19 protein-coding genes and 1 pseudogene are annotated in these 17,116 nt (G+C 50.6%); 3 read left to right on the forward strand and 17 right to left on the reverse strand.

Annotated elements, in window-relative coordinates; translation table 11 throughout:
• Positions 1-80 precede the first annotated feature (80 nt).
• From D5281_RS26855 to D5281_RS03240, 17 genes and pseudogenes are all read right to left on the reverse strand, one after another.
• Positions 81-227: pseudogene (locus tag D5281_RS26855) on the reverse strand (DUF4314 domain-containing protein); the annotation flags it as partial.
• Positions 211-960, reverse strand: coding sequence for a virulence protein (locus tag D5281_RS03165; RefSeq protein ID WP_160558709.1), 750 nt, complete (start codon positions 958-960; stop codon positions 211-213). The pseudogene D5281_RS26855 and the gene D5281_RS03165, both read right to left, overlap by 17 nt.
• A gap of 80 nt (positions 961-1,040) precedes the next feature.
• Positions 1,041-3,173, reverse strand: a complete 2,133-nt coding sequence (locus tag D5281_RS03170; protein ID WP_408637261.1) for a DNA cytosine methyltransferase — start codon at positions 3,171-3,173, stop codon at positions 1,041-1,043.
• Positions 3,174-3,187: 14 nt separating this feature from the next.
• On the reverse strand, positions 3,188-4,438 hold the full coding sequence (locus tag D5281_RS03175) for a site-specific DNA-methyltransferase (protein ID WP_160558710.1): 1,251 nt from the start codon (positions 4,436-4,438) through the stop codon (positions 3,188-3,190).
• A 101-nt stretch (positions 4,439-4,539) separates the two neighbouring features.
• Positions 4,540-5,214 carry a hypothetical protein gene (locus D5281_RS03180; protein WP_160558711.1) on the reverse strand — a complete coding sequence of 225 codons (675 nt, stop codon included), beginning with the start codon at positions 5,212-5,214 and terminating at the stop codon, positions 4,540-4,542.
• A 166-nt stretch (positions 5,215-5,380) separates the two neighbouring features.
• The gene (locus tag D5281_RS03185) at positions 5,381-5,914 is read right to left on the reverse strand and encodes a P27 family phage terminase small subunit (RefSeq protein WP_330584786.1); all 534 of its coding nucleotides are present in this window, start codon (positions 5,912-5,914) and stop codon (positions 5,381-5,383) included.
• 232 nt (positions 5,915-6,146) lie between these two features.
• Positions 6,147-6,506 carry an HNH endonuclease gene (locus tag D5281_RS03190; RefSeq protein ID WP_160558712.1) on the reverse strand — a complete coding sequence of 120 codons (360 nt, stop codon included), beginning with the start codon at positions 6,504-6,506 and terminating at the stop codon, positions 6,147-6,149.
• Between the two features lie 128 nt (positions 6,507-6,634).
• Positions 6,635-7,042, reverse strand: coding sequence for a DUF1492 domain-containing protein (locus D5281_RS03195; protein WP_160558713.1), 408 nt, complete (start codon positions 7,040-7,042; stop codon positions 6,635-6,637).
• The gene (locus tag D5281_RS03200; protein ID WP_160558714.1) at positions 7,039-7,260 is read right to left on the reverse strand and encodes a hypothetical protein; all 222 of its coding nucleotides are present in this window, start codon (positions 7,258-7,260) and stop codon (positions 7,039-7,041) included. The genes D5281_RS03195 and D5281_RS03200 overlap by 4 nt, the downstream gene beginning before the upstream one ends.
• On the reverse strand, positions 7,253-7,501 hold the full coding sequence (locus D5281_RS03205; RefSeq protein ID WP_160558715.1) for a YozE family protein: 249 nt from the start codon (positions 7,499-7,501) through the stop codon (positions 7,253-7,255). The genes D5281_RS03200 and D5281_RS03205 overlap by 8 nt, the downstream gene beginning before the upstream one ends.
• Positions 7,502-7,750: 249 nt before the next feature.
• Entirely contained in the window at positions 7,751-8,026 is a 276-nt protein-coding gene (locus D5281_RS03210; protein WP_160558716.1) for a YozE family protein, read from the reverse strand.
• Between the two features lie 15 nt (positions 8,027-8,041).
• Complete coding sequence (locus tag D5281_RS03215) at positions 8,042-8,224, reverse strand: hypothetical protein (RefSeq protein ID WP_160558717.1); 183 nt, start codon at positions 8,222-8,224, stop codon at positions 8,042-8,044.
• Positions 8,225-8,419: 195 nt separating this feature from the next.
• Positions 8,420-10,909, reverse strand: coding sequence for a DNA primase family protein (locus D5281_RS03220; RefSeq protein ID WP_160558718.1), 2,490 nt, complete (start codon positions 10,907-10,909; stop codon positions 8,420-8,422).
• The gene (locus D5281_RS03225) at positions 10,891-11,379 is read right to left on the reverse strand and encodes a DUF7768 domain-containing protein (RefSeq protein WP_277935145.1); all 489 of its coding nucleotides are present in this window, start codon (positions 11,377-11,379) and stop codon (positions 10,891-10,893) included. The genes D5281_RS03220 and D5281_RS03225 overlap by 19 nt, the downstream gene beginning before the upstream one ends.
• A gap of 4 nt (positions 11,380-11,383) precedes the next feature.
• Positions 11,384-13,309, reverse strand: coding sequence for a bifunctional 3'-5' exonuclease/DNA polymerase (locus D5281_RS03230; RefSeq protein WP_160558719.1), 1,926 nt, complete (start codon positions 13,307-13,309; stop codon positions 11,384-11,386).
• 206 nt (positions 13,310-13,515) lie between these two features.
• Positions 13,516-13,929, reverse strand: coding sequence for a DUF3846 domain-containing protein (locus tag D5281_RS03235; protein ID WP_160558720.1), 414 nt, complete (start codon positions 13,927-13,929; stop codon positions 13,516-13,518).
• Positions 13,930-14,014: 85 nt separating this feature from the next.
• Positions 14,015-14,545, reverse strand: a complete 531-nt coding sequence (locus D5281_RS03240; RefSeq protein WP_160558721.1) for a sigma-70 RNA polymerase sigma factor region 4 domain-containing protein — start codon at positions 14,543-14,545, stop codon at positions 14,015-14,017.
• A 662-nt stretch (positions 14,546-15,207) separates the two neighbouring features.
• On the opposite strand from D5281_RS03240, the gene D5281_RS03245 reads away from it, so the two are divergent.
• The 3 genes from D5281_RS03245 (at position 15,208) to D5281_RS03255 (ending at position 17,099) form a co-directional block, all read left to right on the forward strand.
• Positions 15,208-15,822, forward strand: a complete 615-nt coding sequence (locus D5281_RS03245; RefSeq protein WP_160558722.1) for a helix-turn-helix domain-containing protein — start codon at positions 15,208-15,210, stop codon at positions 15,820-15,822.
• A gap of 198 nt (positions 15,823-16,020) precedes the next feature.
• Positions 16,021-16,191 carry a type II toxin -antitoxin system TacA 1-like antitoxin gene (locus D5281_RS03250; protein ID WP_160558723.1) on the forward strand — a complete coding sequence of 57 codons (171 nt, stop codon included), beginning with the start codon at positions 16,021-16,023 and terminating at the stop codon, positions 16,189-16,191.
• Between the two features lie 2 nt (positions 16,192-16,193).
• A complete protein-coding gene (locus D5281_RS03255) occupies positions 16,194-17,099 on the forward strand; it encodes a DNA cytosine methyltransferase (protein ID WP_160558724.1) in 906 nt (301 codons plus the stop codon).
• Positions 17,100-17,116 lie beyond the last annotated feature (17 nt).

Below are 17,116 nucleotides of genomic sequence, written 5' to 3' on the forward strand. Positions count from 1 at the left end.
TTCTCTTTCTCTATGCTGATGTCATTATATCGGTTAATTCTGTGACAATCAATCAGATTTATTTGAAGCCAGAATAAATGGGCAGCAACATCATCCACACCCTCGACCGTCCCCTGCGTCCCTATGGGCGGAGCCTGCACATCGTCCATCCGCACCAGCTCCACCCGCGTCCCCGCAGGGTACTCCCTGCGGACGCGCTCCACCGTCTCCCTATTCGGAAACTTCATCGTCTGCCGCCTCCTTCCTTTCGCCGTTCTTGAAAGCCGAACTGCCGGAAAGGTTCTTCAGCAGTATTTTCCGCTCTCCCTTGTATTCCGTGCCGATGAATCCGAGCCGGAGCAGGAAGCACCGGAATGCGTACTTTTCGTTGTCCACCGCTTTTTCCTTTGCCGTGATGCGTTTCTGGTTCCGGCTCATCTCGCAGAGTGCGGAAATAAAATGCGTGTATGCTTTGGCTGACTCTGCATCCGGTGCCTCGGAAAACCATGGGAAGGAAACCTTCTCCTCATCAATTTCAATCCGCAGGTCATCAATGCCGAGGGCCTTTTTGATGAGGCTGCCTTTTGCCTCCAGCAGCCTGGTAAGGTTTCCGCAAAGCACCATGCCGAGCGGAACCGCCACCGTAAGCCCTACGTTCTCCCCCTGCGGCGCAGTTTCCGGCTCATCCGCATTGTTTTCCGCATCTGCGCTTTTTTCCTCCGTGCCGGCTTCCTGCGCCGCCTCTGCGGTTTCCTCCGCATTGAAGCCTGCGGCCGCCAATGCTTCCTTTACCTTTTCTATTGTCCGGCTGTCTGTGCGTTCATCCCATGCCAGTGTCCCATCCCTGCTTACGGTAATGTTGCTGATTGCGTAGGCGCAGGTCGGCATCCTCATATAAACCGCCCTCATTCCGACAACCCCGGAAATGACCTCCACCATTTCCTTCCGCTTTTCTCCTGTTACGTTGTACCTTGTTTCCATTGTGTTTTCCTCCTTCTTTTTCGGTACTACATTAATCACTCTAAGCGGCTGGAATAGCAAGCAGTATGTGAGAAAAAATGTCACAATAAAAAGTCCGGGAACTGTGCGTAAAACACAATGCCCGAAAGCACGAAATAGACATTCGGCAGCGCCACGCCGTTGCCCCACATCTTATATTCAGCAGAATCCGAATGCGGCTCTTTCAGCCACTTGATGATCTGCTTATCGGTCTTTGGCTTGGTGGAAGTCCCCATAATCTTACGGCGGGTCTCAAAGACCTCCCGCCAGAAAGCAAGGTCATCCTCCGTTGGCTCTTCCGTCCCAAGGCCGCTGCACCACCAGTCCGGGAAGCCCTGCAGCCTCGCACATTCCGTAGGGGTCAGCCTGCGGACGATATACTCCGGCTCCGCCTGCACATCGTTGATGACAGGCGGGTCTTTATAATCCGTAGCCACCAGCGTGTTCGCCAGTTCCTTCTCCGCCCGCGTGAAATGGGAATTCTTGCTCGTGCAGTAGGTCGGGTACGCCACCGCATGGTGGTCCGTGGCATTCAGCGTGAAGGAGACATCCTCATTCACGCCGCTGCCCTGCGGCCCGTTCTTATCCTCCCTGCCGATCATGGAGCCCTGCACCGACACCACGGCAATGCCGCCCTGGTTGCAGGAGGGGTTCCCGCCGTTCCCGTCAAGCGTCCGGGAAGTGTCTGCCTCATAGAATCCGCTGTGCGGGTTATCCGACTTCATGGCATTGCTGTCCTTGGAACAGATGCCGTATGCCTGCACCACCAGCTCGTTGCAGCGGCTTTCCCCCACATCAAAGGTGTTCAGCGTGTTTGCCACCTTCCCATCCTTCCATGTGGGAGCATCCCCTTTATAATGGGCGCGGTATCCCTTGCAGAACGGCACGAACACTGTCTGGTCATTGTTGCAGGAGAGCGTCGCCGATTTGTCATCCTGTATGATCGGGCCTTTCCCGCCGCCTTCACAGCCGGAGCGGATTTTCAGTGTCTTGGGCGTTTCCGCATCCATGACCATAGGTACATTCCCGCCTCCGGTCCCCATCCGTGAGGTCAGCGTCTGCACCTTTCCATCCTCCGACAGCTTCACGCGGCTGTCTGCCGGATGGTTTTCCAAAGCCACCGCTGCCGGCACTGTCCCGGCACGGAGCGTGGGCGAGGTTTCCTCTTCGTACCCAATCCCCCGTGCCTTTGCGGAATGCTCCGTGCAGAATCCTGCCGCCTCCAGAACACATGGGGGATGGTGAGCCTCTGCCCGCAAAGTACAGGTCACACCATCCGTCACTTCCATCCGCTGCCCGCCCTGGTCGTTTAAGACCGTGGCCTGTTGGAACACCATCGGCTGGTTATCGCCGCTGCTCCCAGCTGTTGCGTTCAGTGACTGTGCCACATCATATGTCAGGCTTCCGTTGTACCTGTCAAAGCCGATGCCTGCCGCTCCAGGGCCTTCCGCAGCACCTCCGGCAGCTCCTTGCCACGGACGGAAGCCCTCCGCAGAATACCCAGACACGCCTTCGGACTCAAATAATACCTTTCCGGCACTCCCGCCTGCAAAATCTGCGACAAGGTAGATGCGTTTCCTTCGCTGGGGGATTCCCCAAAATTGTGCGTCAAGCACCCGCCATGCAAGGGAAAATCCGTCTCCCACGATATTTCCTGCGTTTGCCCACTTTCCCTTTGGAGGTTCAGGAACAGAAACACCTTCGCCTTTGACGGAGCAGACCGCTTCGAGGACGGCCTTGAAGTCCTCCCCTTTGTTGGATGAGAAGGCGCCGGGGACGTTCTCCCACACGATAAACCTTGGATATTTTCCATCTGTTGCACACCTCATTTCCTTTACGATTCTGATTGCCTGGTAGAACAGGCAGGACTGCCGCCCGTCCAGTCCCGCCCGCTTCCCCGCCACCGACATATCGGTGCAGGGCGAGCCGAAGGTGATGATATCCACGGGTTCTATTTTCGAACCGTCCACTGTGGAAATATCACCTAAGTGCTTCACAGAGGGCAGCCGCTTTGTTGTCACGCGGATAGGAAACGGCTCAATCTCCGAAGCCCATAAAGGCTTTATCCCGGCAAGCAGACCTCCGAGCGGAAAGCCCCCGCTGCCGTCAAACAGGCTTCCGAGGGTCAGTCTGGAATCCGCAGCCTGCGGATTCGGTGTGTCCCCGCCGTCAGTGTCAGACTCCCTGCTATGGATATATATAGCGTCCACTATGCCTCCACCTCCTTCACCAGTTCTGAGTACGGGATTTTCTCCCCGCCGCGCTCCACAAAAATATCCTCCGGCGCGATACCAATTTCCACGGCACGGCGGAGGATGACGGATGCGTATTTTTCATCCAGTTCCATCAGGCAGGCGGTACGCCGGGTTAATTCACACGCCATCATCGTGGAACCGCTGCCGCCGAAAGTGTCCAGCACGATGGCATTCTCCTGCGAAGAATTACAGATTGGATATGACAGCAGGTCTAACGGCTTTGATGTCGGGTGGTTCTTATTCCGCTTCGGCTTGTCGTAGTTCCAGATGGTGGTCTGCTTCCGGTCGGAATACCACGGATGTCTGCCGTTCTTCAGAAAGCCGTACAGCACAGGCTCATGCTGCCACTGGTAATCCGAACGCCCAAGCACCAGCGAATTCTTCACCCATATGCACACCCCGGCAAGGTGGAACCCTGCATCCACAAATGCCTTGCGGAAATTCAGCCCCTCCGTGTCCGCATGGAACACATACGCCGCGCCACCGCTTTCCAGATGCTCCACCATGCAGACAAACGAATTATACAGAAATGTGTAGAATTCATCCCCCTTCATGCTGTCGTTCTGGATGGAAAGCCCGCTGCCACTCTTGAAGGAAACTCCATACGGCGGGTCCGTCACGATGAGGTTTGCTTTCTTCCCGTCCATGAGCGCCGCCACATCCTCCGCACTGGTCGCGTCCCCGCACATCAGCCTGTGCCTGCCCACCGTCCAGATATCGCCCCGCTCCACGAACGCAGCTTTCTCCAACGCGGCGGAAAGGTCGAAATCATCATCTTTCACATCCTTTTCACCGTCCCCGACAAAAAGGTCTGCAATCTCATCCTCACCGAAGCCTGTCAGGGATACATCAAAATCCGCGCCCTGCAGGGATTCAATCTCGATGCGGAGAAGCTCCTCATCCCACCCGGCATCCAGGGCCATGCGGTTATCCGCAAGGATGTAGGCTTTCTTCTGCGCCTCCGTCAGATAGTCCACAAACACACACGGGACTTCCGTGATCCCTTCCTCTTTTGCCGCTGCAATCCTGCCATGCCCCGCGATGACATTGAAATCCCGGTCGATGATGACCGGGTTCACAAATCCAAACTCCCGCAGGGATGAGCGTAGCTTTGTGAGTTGTTCTGGTGAATGAGTCCGCGCGTTATTCACATATGGCACCAATTTTTCAACAGCTACAAGCTGCATATCAGTTGTCGTCTTCATTAAGAAACCTCCATTTCATAGCAGACGGTATCACTCAAATGCACCTTCCAATTAAAAAAGAGCATGAAAAAACCGCCCCATAGGACGGTTTCAAAAAATAATCAGTTAAAATATTTTCTATATACCTCGTTTATTGTTTCAACATAAACTATATATGATGGATGGTTTTTATCCTGGCGTTCAAGATACATATTTTTCTTGTCTTTATATCTTTCACGAACCTCACCCCAATGCCTTTTGGACTTAATGGCATCAGCTTTTTCCCGGATGTGATGAACAGATGGAGCTTCTCCCCAATGATAATTATTAGAACCCTTATCGTGGAGCAGCCTGTAATAGGGTCCATCTTCATCTCTGGCCAATATGGCAAGGTCAAAACTGAAAGCCACCTGTGACAGGACGCCGGGAGTATACATCAAAGCAGTTATAACAGATGTCGAATCCTTCCCATCCGAAAATTGGCCTCCCCTTACAACATGACTCCTGCTTCTCCTTAATATCAGGTTCAAAGAATCCCTGACCCTGTTTTTAAGGCACCGCGTGTCATTCCAGTATTCCTCCGGCATCCTTATGACCACCAGGTTATAGTCCAGGTCAAACGGGGAATTGCCGTTCCGCATGACAAGTTTCCGCGCATGGCTCCCACTTCCTACAAGAAAGAACTGGGTGATTATGCCGTATTCCTCATTCAGATAATCCCGCAGTTCTGTAAGGATCCGCGAACACTCACTGCGGTATGGCCTGACTTCCTTCTCACTTACATATTCGTATGCCATTCTTTTTTTTCTCCTATCCTGCCCGTACCTCCATCCAGCGCTCTTTGTCGCTAAATCATTACAGTATGGCAGATGAAGCCTGCTTTGTCAATCTCCTTCCTCACATTTTATATAAATTCCCCTGGATAAAATTTCTTTCTGTATACCGGCAGGTTTTCAGGTATCCCTACATGCCCTTTCTTGCGCGGAGCAGCCGCTCCATCACATCATCCTGGGGCGTGTTCCCCTGGAACTCCACCGAGCAGTTCTCCTTCACGATCTGGTATATCTGCATCCAGCAGTAATTGGTCTGCTTCATGTAGGACTGGCTCATGGTGACATAAGGGGAGGCAATGGCGGCCCCCGTGGTCGGGTGCTTCGCAAGGAAGCCCGTGGAGGACACGATCTCCTCGCACTGTATCCACCGGGACACGCTCATGGCGTACTGCTCCACCATCTGCACGGTGACCAGCTTTTCACATCCCCTCGCTTTCAGCCAGACATAGGTTTCATTGTAGACCTCCTCCGCCACCAGCTCCCGCCCGCTTTTCTGCGGGGATTTCAGGAACTCCTTCACGGGCGGCACATCCACGCCCTCCAGCTCGGCAGGCTCCAGCATGACCGCCGCCGTCCTGCCCTCGCTGATTTTCTCCATGAGCGCCTTCCTCTTGCGCCCTGCGCCCGGCCTTGCTCCGCCCCGGTTGCTTCCGTCCTTTGCCACTCCCCTCACCCCGTTTCTTTGATTTCTTTTGAAAAAATGCTGCGGAAATCAAACACCGCAGCGCCACGGAAAGCCTTTAAAATGCGGAAAAGGAAAAAGGGGCAATCCCCCCTTTGATTTCCGGTTTTTGTGCGTTTGACCCCACGCCCGTTCCCCGGCGGGTTCCTTGTGGAGATTCCGACCGCCCCTCCCGGCTGGCAGAAATCCCCACAGGGAACCCGCACACAAGGATCTAACGCTTATTCCAGCGGTCGCCGCGCTCCGCATGAATCCTCGCATGGCAGGACTGGCACAGCGATATGAGGTTGCTCTCATCATGAGTGCCGCCCTCTGCCAATGGCAGCCTGTGGTGTACCTCTTCCACCGGCCGCAGCACACCCTTCTTCTGGCACTCCTCACATAACGGGTGCTTCGCGGCGTAGCGGTCACGGATGCGTTTCCATGCCCTGCCATACCTACGGCGTACAGCCGGGTCACGGCCGTACATCTCGTAGCGCCGGTTCTCCTGCTTTTCATGCTCCTCACAAAACCGTCCCTCTGTCAGTTTCGGACATCCGGGGAAGGAACACGGCCTCTTCGGTCTTCTTGGCATAACCCCATCTCCCTTCGGGCAAAAGAAAAGCCTCCGCAGGATTTCTCCCGCAAAGGCTCAGTTCGATTATCTTTTATCTGATTTTACTATAACACAGAGGGCATACTGTAAAACAGTGTATTTTACTTTCAACTTGGAATGCTTACCAGATTTAACGCTTTCCTGTGCAGCCGGTAGATGTTCTCCATTCCGTAATTAAGCTGCACGGCTATCTCCTCCCACCGCATGAAACTCAGATACCGAAGTTCCAGCAAGGTCTGGCACTCCACGTTGTCAATGGCACGGATGACGGAATAAATCTCAGCCTTCAAATCCACTAAGGCATCAATATCCCTGTTAATCTCTTCCTGCAGATCCACTATCTTTGCGATGGTATCCCCGATGCTGTCCTTCCCCCTGTTAGGGTTTCCCGGCATACCCGTTATCGTTGATGTGCATTTAGCCGCCAGATCATTCAGCGACCGCACCTGTTCAATTTTACTATTTATCCTCTGGTCAAGCCGGAACGCCTGCCCCAGATAATCCCTTGCTTTCATGATTGCTCTGCCTCCCTCTGTAATTTGTGCATCAGCTGTTTCCCATCAATTTTAGTCAGTTCAGAAAACCACTTCCCTAAAAAAAATCTCTCACAGTCTGACTTATCCCGGTTTGCTGATATGCTGTTCGGATTCTTCGCAAGCATCCCCAGCGCATCCCGGTAATCTCTTACTGCCTGCAGGATGATGGCGTTTGCCAGTTCCTCATAATTATTCATAGGCATTCCTCTGTTTTCTGAACAGCCTCTCCCTGGCACGTTCCCGCTCATACATTCCCCAAACCCTGTAAAAAGCCTGACAGTACTCCAGACAGGCATCATGCTTTTCCATATATGCGAAGATCACATCCGTATCCGAGGAATTGGGGAAAGCCTCATCGGCGGCAATATTCCTCGCAAGGTCGCCCATCGGTGAACACTCCTCTTTGTACTGCTCCATCCATTTTCTGAAACTTACCACAGTTAGTGCCTTCTTTCATCCGGCCAAAAGACATTCTCTGCCTTTCCTTCTAATTATAGGAATTTAAGTAAACGGTCTGAGATGCATCAAGGGGATTCCTGCAGTGCCATACATCCTGCCACCGTCTTAGGTATTTTTTTACTTCATCTAAAATGTCAGGTCTCCACATACATCCCTATTGACCTGTATGTTTTTTGGTTCTTCGAGAGCGTCTTTAGGGCAGCCCTGTAATCATGGACTGCCTGTAAGTTAATGGTGCTTATCAACCTCTCGTAAGCTGGCAAAAGCACCCCATTTTCTTCTGAACAGTTTCTCCCCGACACGCTCCCTCTCATACATTCCCCACGCCTCATAAAAAGCCCGGAAGCAGCCTTCACAGGCACCACACTCTTCCATGTACTCGAAAAGTGTATCAGCTTTTGAAGATTTCGGAAAAGTATCATCTGCTGCGATATCCCTCGCAAGGTCGCCAATCGGTGAACGCTCCTCTTTGTACTGATCCATCCATTTCCTGAAACTTACCACAGTTAGTACCTCCTTTCATCCATCCAAAAGGCATTCTCTGCCTTTCCTTCTAATTATAGGAATTTGGGTAAACGGTCTGAGAGGAATCAAATGGATTCCTGCAGTGCCATGCATCCTGCCAGGCTCTTTCCAGAAAACGCATTCCACCACCGTCTTTAGGTATTTTCTGACTTCATCTAAAATGTCAGATTCCCTCATGCCAAAACCTCCCATGAATAAGGCTTTCTGACACTTTCTGACAATAAAAATCCCATTATAACGAAAATGAAAATAAAAATTTAATATAGGTGTTTTTTTATATATATAGAGAGAAAGGCGGGAAAATTTCTGTCAGAAACTGTCAGAGCCTGTGGAAAGGGGCTCCCGCCGCATGGTGGAAGCCCCTTCAATCCCTTAATCTATGCAGTCTCCGAAGCGCAACCCCTTCCATACCCGCTTGTTGCCTGTGGTGTCCCTGCCTCTGACAATATCTGACAGGTTGGTTTCCAATTCCTTATTGAATGTCTGTTTTCCATACGGCCTCATCCCGTTATCCTGGCAGTAAATCTTGTACTTGTCATAGAGCATTGTCACGCCGATCTCCGCCAGACTGTCAAGTTCGCAGCAGTCCTTGACAAATGACAGGCAGGAATTGCTGTCCTCGCGGTAGCTCTGGAGCTCCAGCCTGTTGGCATCGGTCTCGGAGAAAATGAATCCGTTCTCCATGAGCCGCTTCAATCCTGCAAGCGCAAACATAAAAATGCCGTCCGCCTCATCACGGAACTTTTCAATAAGGGCGGGGTCTTTCTTGTCTTCCGGCACGGCATTGCTAAAGCGTATGATGATGAGCCTGCGGTAGAACCCTTCCGAGCGGTCGCCATAATTTTTAGGTATGCTGTTGCAGGAGAATAACAGCCTCGCATAACTCTGGAAAGAGAACGGCTTCTTGTTCTTAAACTCCACGGTCAGGGAATCCTCGCCCACAAGCGCCTTGAAAATGCCGTTGTCATCAATATTCTTGGTAGGAAGGTCGGCAAATGTGTTCGCCAGCTTTCCCCACAGTTCCGCAGGCTTGAAACGCTCGTTCAGCGCCTGCCATGAGACGTTGCTGACATTTTCCGTGCCAAGCAGTATCTCAGATATCGTGCGGATCAGCACGGACTTCCCGCTCCTCGCCACGCCCACAAGCACAAATGCCTTCTGCGCCCTGTTCGTAGGGATGAGGAAATATCCGAGTATCTCCTGCATCAGCGGGATCATCTCGTCATCAAGGGAATCATGCAGATACTCCATAAACCTCGGACACTGCGCAGAAGGGTCATATCCGGCATGGATCTGCACAGTAGAGAGATAATCCGGGGTATGGTCCTCCAGTCTGTCCTCGATGACATTATAGAGCCCGTTTTTTAAATTTATGATGTAGGGATTGGCATTCAGGTCTTTGGAATCAAGCTGTATCTGCATCTTCCATTGCCCCTCCGCATCCGTGATCTGGGACAGTTTCGTTTCCTCCGGGAACATCTTCCCACGGACGATGTTCCTCGCCGTCAGTTCTGTGATCGGCCTGTATACGCCATTTTCATATCGGTAATACTGCTCGGCAGCATAGAACACCTTCTGTGAGCCTTTCAGGTCGTCCGCCAGTATCCCCGGCTTAAACCGGACTCCCTTCTCCGACATATCATACCAGGGCGGGATATCCTTCCCGGACGCATTCTTCTTTGCACCTGAGGATGCCTGATGCCTGCGGAATAAATCCTTCTGCAGGGAAAACAGCGGCCTGATGTCATCCTTCTTAAAATTAAAATGCGGACGCAGTTCATGATTAATAAAAGACTCTGCCGTCACATTGTCCACGTTATAGAGATATTCCTCCACAAATGACTTTGCTGTCTGCAGGTCATCCACCACGTTTCCCTTGACCGGGAGCCCAGCCAGGAAGGCGCGGATACCACCTATTGCAAGCGGCTGATAGCACAATGCCGCCGGAGCCTTGCACTTGCAGGACCCATCCTTCATCTTAGAGCAGTCGAACCCCTTCTCTTTCAGCGTCTCGCAGGTGATGGGGCCGGTCCCGCTCTGAAGGAAATGGTTAATCTTCTTCTGCGTCTTTGCATGGTCATAGCCGGGATATGGGGCGGAATACTCGTGGATTTTTTCCGTCCCTCCGGCAAACGGTGTCAGTTCCGTAATCATGGCATACCATTCCGCTTCTGAAAGCGCCGCCGCATCATCCCGGCAGTGCTTGATGAACTCGCACTGCGACAGGACAATGGAAAGCCCCTTCTGGTCGCCCTCCATGACCGCAACGGGTGCGGTGTCGATTTCCGGCAGATGCTCCGCCAGTTCATCCTGGGTGTATTTCCTCTCCGGGTGGAACAGTTCGCAGGTCACCATCACCGGATCCTTCTTGCAGTGGTTGAATCCCGGCAGCCTCATGCACCTTGATTCGTTGACGCACATCGGATCGCCGCCGAAGTGTGCCACAAGCTGCTTCTGTATGACACGGAACCGCCCGACCTCCGCATCCTTCATCAGATAATACACATGGAGCGACTTCCTTGTCTTAATCACGATGGACGGCTGGAGGGGGAACTCATTGACTTTCCTCCACTGCTCCTGGAAGTCCCCCTCATCCATCTCCACGAACTGTGCCTTGATTAAATTGATGCTCCTGTCGTCATTGCCCCCTGCATTGACCACCCAGAAAATCCCGCGGTTCAGTGCATTGTGTTTCTTCAGTTCGTCTTCCTTTGTCGAGAATTTCCCTGCCTCCACTGCTATCTTCCCCCCGCTGTAGATGCCGGAGCCCTGGTCTTCAAAGATGCGCAGGTTCACGGTCTCATCGGGATTGTAAACAGCACTTATGACATCCTGTGCTGATACTACTGTCTTTCCTTCCATATATCTTCCCCCTTTATCATTTTTATGGGAATGCCGAGCCTCCTCGCCTCCTCCAGTTCCGTTTTCATGCCCTCCGATATGGCGTCCTCCGGGAGCCCGGAGGTAAAGCACCATGCCTCGTCACACACCGCAAGCAGCGCAAGGCCGAACATCGTCCCCAGCTCCCTCGCTTCCGCCGTTTCCGTCCCGTCTGCTGCCATGTCCAGCATCTGTGGATACAGCGGGTGGCTTGTAACAGGGATGCACCTCTTCCGGATCACATACCTGCCATAAGCCTGTGCCTTCCTGACATTCTCCGGGATATTCCCGGAGAACTGCGAAATGACATATACCTTTTTCCTGCCTTTTATCTCTGACCGCCGTCTGTATATGGCTTTCTGCTTTTCCCTGTATTCCCGCATGGCATTACTGATTGCCTTTCCGGCCGTAGGGTCGCTGAAGCCCTCGTGATTCTTATACATACTTCCCATACATTCAATCCCCCAATTCTTCCATCTCCCCGAAGGTCCGCCCAACCGATGCCTCCGCTACAAGCGGAAGGTCAAACTCCGGGAAGGGCTGCTCCTCCATACACTCCCTGATAAATGCAACGGCCTCCTCCACCTTTCCCTCCGGCACAAGGAAAGTCAGTTCATCATGGATCTGCAGGATAGGCTTCAGGTAATCATGTTCCGGCAGTCCGCGCAGCAGCCGGACGATCGCCATTTTGAGGATATCAGCCGCCGTACCCTGGATCGGGGTATTCAGTGCGCACCTCTCCGCGAAAGACTTCTTCCCCCAATCATCCGACTGGATGTTTGGAAGATACCTCCTCCTGCCAAGCCATGTCTCCGAATACATTCTCCTCGCCGCAAGCGCCTTCGTCTCGTCCTGCCAGGCTGTCAGGCCTTTGTATCCGGCTTTCAGGTTGTCAATAATCTCCGCGCATTCCTCGAAAGATTTCTCCATGCCCGCCTTGAACTTGAGGGTCTTCTGGAGCCCTTTCGGGAACAGGCCGTAAAAGGTCCCGAAATTAACGTTTTTTGCAATAGTCCTCTGTTCCTTATATCCGTCCCTGTGCTTATCCTGTGCCTCGTCATAAGTACAGCCGAAGATAACGCTTGTGGTCATTGCGTGGATGTCCCCGCCCGTCCTGTATGTGCGGAGCATCACCTCGTCCCGGCAGTAGAATGCACCGACCCGCAATTCAATCTGTGAAAAATCACAGGATACGATGACCATGCCATCGGGAGCCTTTACAAGGCTGCGGATGCCGACGGGGTCATTGGTGGCACGGGGCATATTCTGGAGGTTGGGGGAATTACAGCTGAACCGCCCCGTGTCCGTTGAAAGCGCCATCATGTTCGGATGAATCCGCCCCGTCACGGGATTGAGGAACCTGCTGTACCCCACCAGATATGTTGACAGGATTTTGCCCCACTTCCTGTACTCCTGTACCAGCGAGAAAAGCGGCACCAGTTCCGGCCTGTTTTCCCTGCACCAGTCCTGCAGGAGGATCATGGATGCGTCATCAGCCGCCTCCCGGTTGGACTCGGTGGTCTTGAGCACGGGCAGTTTCAGCGTCTTAAACAGATAATTCTTGAAGGCATTCGTGCTGCAGTTCGCCCCAATCTCAATGTCACCAATCATCATCTGTATCTCATCCCTGATCCGAGCCATCTCCTTCCGGGCTTCTTCCTGCCTTGCCTGCATGAGCGGGATGTCCATCGGCACTCCGTTTACCCGCATAATGCCGATGTAGACAGCCGTGGGCGATTCCATCTCAGCAACAATGCGCCCGTGTTTCGGAAGGAACCTTTCAAACCAATTCTTGAAGATATGGTAGAGCCGGAGTGCAAAATCTGAATCGGCACAGCCATAACGGACGGTCTCTGGATCCTGCGCATCCAGTTCATCAAAATGTTTCCCGCCCGTGACACTCGTAAAGGACGGCAGGGGCTCCTTACAGATATCCTCCGCCAGCCGCTTCAGGCCGGACTCGTTCAGCTTTCGGAACTCATAACTGCTCTTAAGCGTCATCTGCGCGGCACACATCGTGTCATAGCATGGCTCCTGGATGATGATCCTGCAGAAATAGAAAAAGGCTGCTTCGAAGGCAATATTATGTGCAATTTTATTTATGGAAGGTGATGTCAGGAATTCCCTCATAAATAACAAAAATTCTTCTTTATTTATATTTTTCCCCCTTAAGTGTGCGACCGGGATATATATGCCTGTCCCCTCATCCCTTGAAAAGCTGCACCCTGTGATATGTGCTTTAGCAGGGTCAAGGGCAGCTTTCTCTTCTTCACGGAAACCGTCATCCGGGGCTGTTTCAATGTCAAACGCCACGTCTGCGGCATACCCGAGATACTCGCGGATGCCTTGCACATCGGTAACCAATCTGTAATCTGTATTCATAAACACCTCCTTGTAAATATGCCGGGAGCATCCGCGCTCCCGGTTTTTCTGCCCGCTTAGTTCAGTAGTCCAATACATTCCCCGTTTCGGGGTCCACATAGGAGCCTGCGCCTGCTGCCATTGCATACACAGACAGCCCTGCGGCATCCTGCGCTTTACCTCCTTCCACTTATTGGATCTTTGGTAAACGGGGAGCCGGAACCCTTTCATACATAGTGGCTCCGGTCGTTTCTGTAATCAGCACCCTCCAATCCTCTCCAGTCTGTTATAAACTGCGGCTCCCCATAGATATCCATGAACAGGTCAACCTCTGACTCTGTCAGCGAGTCCAACATTTCCTTCCCCTTCCTGTGGCCGATGATGACAATGGTCCCGGCAAAGACATCCACTTCCTGTCCGTCCCGGATAAAAGGGATGGACATATCCCCAAAATAAAACCGATTAGGCATCTTGCCCTTTTCCTTCCCCTGCCTGTCGCAGACCACGACCACGTCGTTCATGATGGGCGTAGAAAATTCCAGCTCTCCGCCCACAATCTGCTCCAAGCTGCCGTATCCGGGGGCAATCTCCTCTACAGCGGCTTTCTCTCCCGGTCGTGCGATGATAACTTTCAGCTTCATGTTTCTCCTCCTCTTCCAGATAAAGTAGGGGGTTACAGCTTCCCTCCACTTATTGGAAAAACTGTAAACCCCCTATTCCTTTGCTTTAGAATGGAACCTGCACTCTCTGTCCGAGCCTTTTTTTCACCTGTGCCAGCATCCTTTGATGCCTTTGGGATACTGCCTGCTTTGTGACACGTTTTCTTGTAATAAGGAATTCTTCATCAGCAATCTCATCAAATGTCATGCACATGACATACCGTTTCTCAAACAGCGCCCTCTGGCTTTCCGGCAGTTCCTTTATAACCTGTTTCACAGCCTTGACCATCTCAGTGTCCTGTTCTTTTTGCGGAAAAAGAATGGAGAAAATATCTGCCCTGGGATCAACTACTTTATCAAGCGGATCTGTTTTGTCCTCGGCCTGTCCCCTCTGAATCGCACATCTGATTCCTTCCACCAGCTTGTCACGGTGATGCCTGTCATAATCTGCCTGCAGTTCCTCGATATTGTCCTCCTCGTCACGGATACGGTTGATTTCCTCCGCCATTTCCATGGGTATTCCTTCCACGTCACCTACGGAAAGTTGCACCTCAATTCCGTCAACCAGTCCTGTTACAACTACCTTTGTTTCTTTCATCTTTGCCTCCTTCTCAGGAGGCACTCCGGGTAAGGGTGTTATATGGAGAGGTTCATCCCAAAAGGCAGCAAGACTGAAGGCATCAAAAAAGGAGGCACTACAAGTAAGGCTGTCTTCCCATTACTGTCACATAGCCTGTGACTTAATTTGGTAATGGTATAAACACACCTTGCCCGGTAGGCCTCCCGTACACAATGTGATTTTTTCAAAGTACCTTGCCGTTATAGTCCGGCGGACTTAAAGCAGAATACCTATTATTGGGTATTCAGATGGAACAGGCTTTTTCATGCCCAGCCCATCTCAATATCCAAATTTATATATAAAACAGACTGCTGCTTTGGACTTTTCTGATTTCCCAGCTTTCATCTCCATTCTTTAACTCTGGAATATGTTTCCAGTTTCAAAATGCATCTGCAACGCTGTATTTCTTCTATCACTTTTGTCAGATTGTAGCGGAATACAGATTCCAGTGAAAATGTTATGCGTAGCTCCCGCTTTCTCCCTGTAAAATTGCTTCTCCATTGTTTGTTTTGAGGATGGGCTTATAAAATAGTAAATTTTAACGTTTGCTGATAGAAAAATTATAAATGGTGTGTTATGATATATTCCAGATTTTCATAGACATGAATTTTCAAGACAAATATGATAAGGAGTAATATGTTATGACTAAAACGAATTTTAAAATTCTTAAGGAGAATATTCGTAGACTCATGGAAGAAAACAATGTGACTCAGGAAAAGCTCGGTGAAATAATTGACATGTCCCAATCTAATGTAAATAAGTGCCTTAACCCTAAGGATGTCTCGCGTTGCTTCAGTTTTAAACAGATTTGTAAGATTGCCGATTACTTTGAGCAATCCATTGATGAACTAGCGGGGCGAAGCCAAACGGCTCCCTCCCCATCTCCGAAATCCATTTGTGATTTCTTCATGAAACTAATTTCACACTACTCCATCGTCCACTTCGATCACGAAGTCACAGAAAGAGTCGAAGTCTGTTATTCTATTGATGATGAGCATTTTGAAGACAAGAAAGTTAAATATGATGCTTTCTATTTCCCAAATTATATCTACGCACCACCGTATTTTGATGAATTTCGCCTTGAGGAATTGAATAACGAGGTGCGGGTAGATGGAAATGAGCTTCATGACAATATCAAAATCAATCAGTTCCTTCAGAAGTTTATTGATGCGTTCGAGAAGCGCGACAGCGGTGTTTATGACGAAGAAACCTACAACATCCTTGTTGAGGCCTATCAGAAGATTCTTAATAAATAACATAACCTTATACCTTACCCGCATTTACATGTTAAACGGGAGCATTCTAAAGTTTGTTCAGCTTCACCTTAATATCATATTTTTTACAAATATCGAGATTGCCAATTTTCAAAATCATAAATTGTAATTGCGGCAACGTGGCCGAAAGCATTGACATTGTAGCACAAAAGAGGTAAAATACGAGACGGAGGTAAGAATATGAATAAATCAATTTCTATGAGCATCCGGGTAAGTACTGAAGAGTTGGAAAAGCTGAAGAAAGCAGCCTTGTTACAAAACTATTCTTCTTATTCTGAATTCGTGCGTAGGACTGCCCTTATGGAAGCAGCACGCACTATAAAAGAATCCGAATCATCAAAGGAGACCTAATCATGAGAGTAGCTTCTTTTTTTAGCGGCATTGGAGGCATTGATCTAGGTTTTGAACGTGCCGGAATGGAAGTAATTTTCCAATGTGAAGTACTTCCCTTTGGTCAAAAAATTCTTAAGCAACATTGGCCAAACACATTACTCACCCATGACATAACACAAGTCAATGGGGCTGATATTCCTGATGCAGACATCTTTGTAGGTGGATTCCCATGCCAGGATTTATCATTAGCAAACCAAGGAAAGAGAAAAGGATTGGAGGGATCAAGAAGTGGGCTCTTCTACAAGTATGCGGAACTCATCAAAGAAAAACGGCCTCGCTGGGTATTTATCGAAAATGTTCCCGGACTTCTTAACAGCGCAAAAGGTGAAGACTTTAAAATCGTCATCTCAACATTGGATGAATTCGGGTATGGTGTTTCATGGAGAGTATTGGATGCAAAATTCTTTGGAACACCGCAACGCCGTCGAAGAACGTACATTGTCGCAAGTCGTGGAACCATCGGCGCCGCTGAGGTACTTTTTGAACCCGGAGCAAATCCAGTCCCTAATAGCGAGGGCAACAGAACGCGAAACTTCATTGCCTCCGGCAATGATGAAAGCCTACCAGGCTCAAATCTCTTTTCTATCCAGCATGCAGGCATTGGCCGAAGAGCAAGTGCAGGGCCACAAGGAAAAGGTTACCGAAACGATGGAGAAACTTATACTCTCGACTCCAGAGGAAGCTCGGATGCTATATGTCAGACGGATGCTCCCTTCCGAGTGCGAACAGCTTCAGGGCTTTCCAGTCGGATGGACGGAAACCGATACCGAGCAATAGGCAATGCCGTATGTGTACCAGTAATCGAATGGATTGCTTCTCGCATAATCGAAGCAGATAAAAAATACTATCCTGAATTTAATAGCTAAAATGAACGAGCGTTTCC

This window comes from Parablautia muri (genome assembly GCF_009917485.1).
Lineage (GTDB): Bacteria > Bacillota > Clostridia > Lachnospirales > Lachnospiraceae > Suilimivivens > Suilimivivens muri.

What these genes read in the sequence shown, in the direction of transcription:
- D5281_RS03165 (WP_160558709.1), bottom strand. Translation starts at nt 960, where the DNA reads ATGGAAACAAGGTACAACGTAACAGGAGAAAAGCGGAAGGAAATGGTG.
- D5281_RS03175 (WP_160558710.1), bottom strand. Translation starts at nt 4,438, where the DNA reads ATGAAGACGACAACTGATATGCAGCTTGTAGCTGTTGAAAAATTGGTG.
- D5281_RS03180 (WP_160558711.1), bottom strand. Translation starts at nt 5,214, where the DNA reads ATGGCATACGAATATGTAAGTGAGAAGGAAGTCAGGCCATACCGCAGT.
- D5281_RS03190 (WP_160558712.1), bottom strand. Translation starts at nt 6,506, where the DNA reads ATGCCAAGAAGACCGAAGAGGCCGTGTTCCTTCCCCGGATGTCCGAAA.
- D5281_RS03195 (WP_160558713.1), bottom strand. Translation starts at nt 7,042, where the DNA reads ATGAAAGCAAGGGATTATCTGGGGCAGGCGTTCCGGCTTGACCAGAGG.
- D5281_RS03200 (WP_160558714.1), bottom strand. Translation starts at nt 7,260, where the DNA reads ATGAATAATTATGAGGAACTGGCAAACGCCATCATCCTGCAGGCAGTA.
- D5281_RS03215 (WP_160558717.1), bottom strand. Translation starts at nt 8,224, where the DNA reads ATGAGGGAATCTGACATTTTAGATGAAGTCAGAAAATACCTAAAGACG.
- D5281_RS03220 (WP_160558718.1), bottom strand. Translation starts at nt 10,909, where the DNA reads ATGGAAGGAAAGACAGTAGTATCAGCACAGGATGTCATAAGTGCTGTT.
- D5281_RS03225 (WP_277935145.1), bottom strand. Translation starts at nt 11,379, where the DNA reads ATGGGAAGTATGTATAAGAATCACGAGGGCTTCAGCGACCCTACGGCC.
- D5281_RS03230 (WP_160558719.1), bottom strand. Translation starts at nt 13,309, where the DNA reads ATGAATACAGATTACAGATTGGTTACCGATGTGCAAGGCATCCGCGAG.
- D5281_RS03235 (WP_160558720.1), bottom strand. Translation starts at nt 13,929, where the DNA reads ATGAAGCTGAAAGTTATCATCGCACGACCGGGAGAGAAAGCCGCTGTA.
- D5281_RS03240 (WP_160558721.1), bottom strand. Translation starts at nt 14,545, where the DNA reads ATGAAAGAAACAAAGGTAGTTGTAACAGGACTGGTTGACGGAATTGAG.
- D5281_RS03245 (WP_160558722.1), top strand. Translation starts at nt 15,208, where the DNA reads ATGACTAAAACGAATTTTAAAATTCTTAAGGAGAATATTCGTAGACTC.
- D5281_RS03250 (WP_160558723.1), top strand. Translation starts at nt 16,021, where the DNA reads ATGAATAAATCAATTTCTATGAGCATCCGGGTAAGTACTGAAGAGTTG.
- D5281_RS03255 (WP_160558724.1), top strand. Translation starts at nt 16,194, where the DNA reads ATGAGAGTAGCTTCTTTTTTTAGCGGCATTGGAGGCATTGATCTAGGT.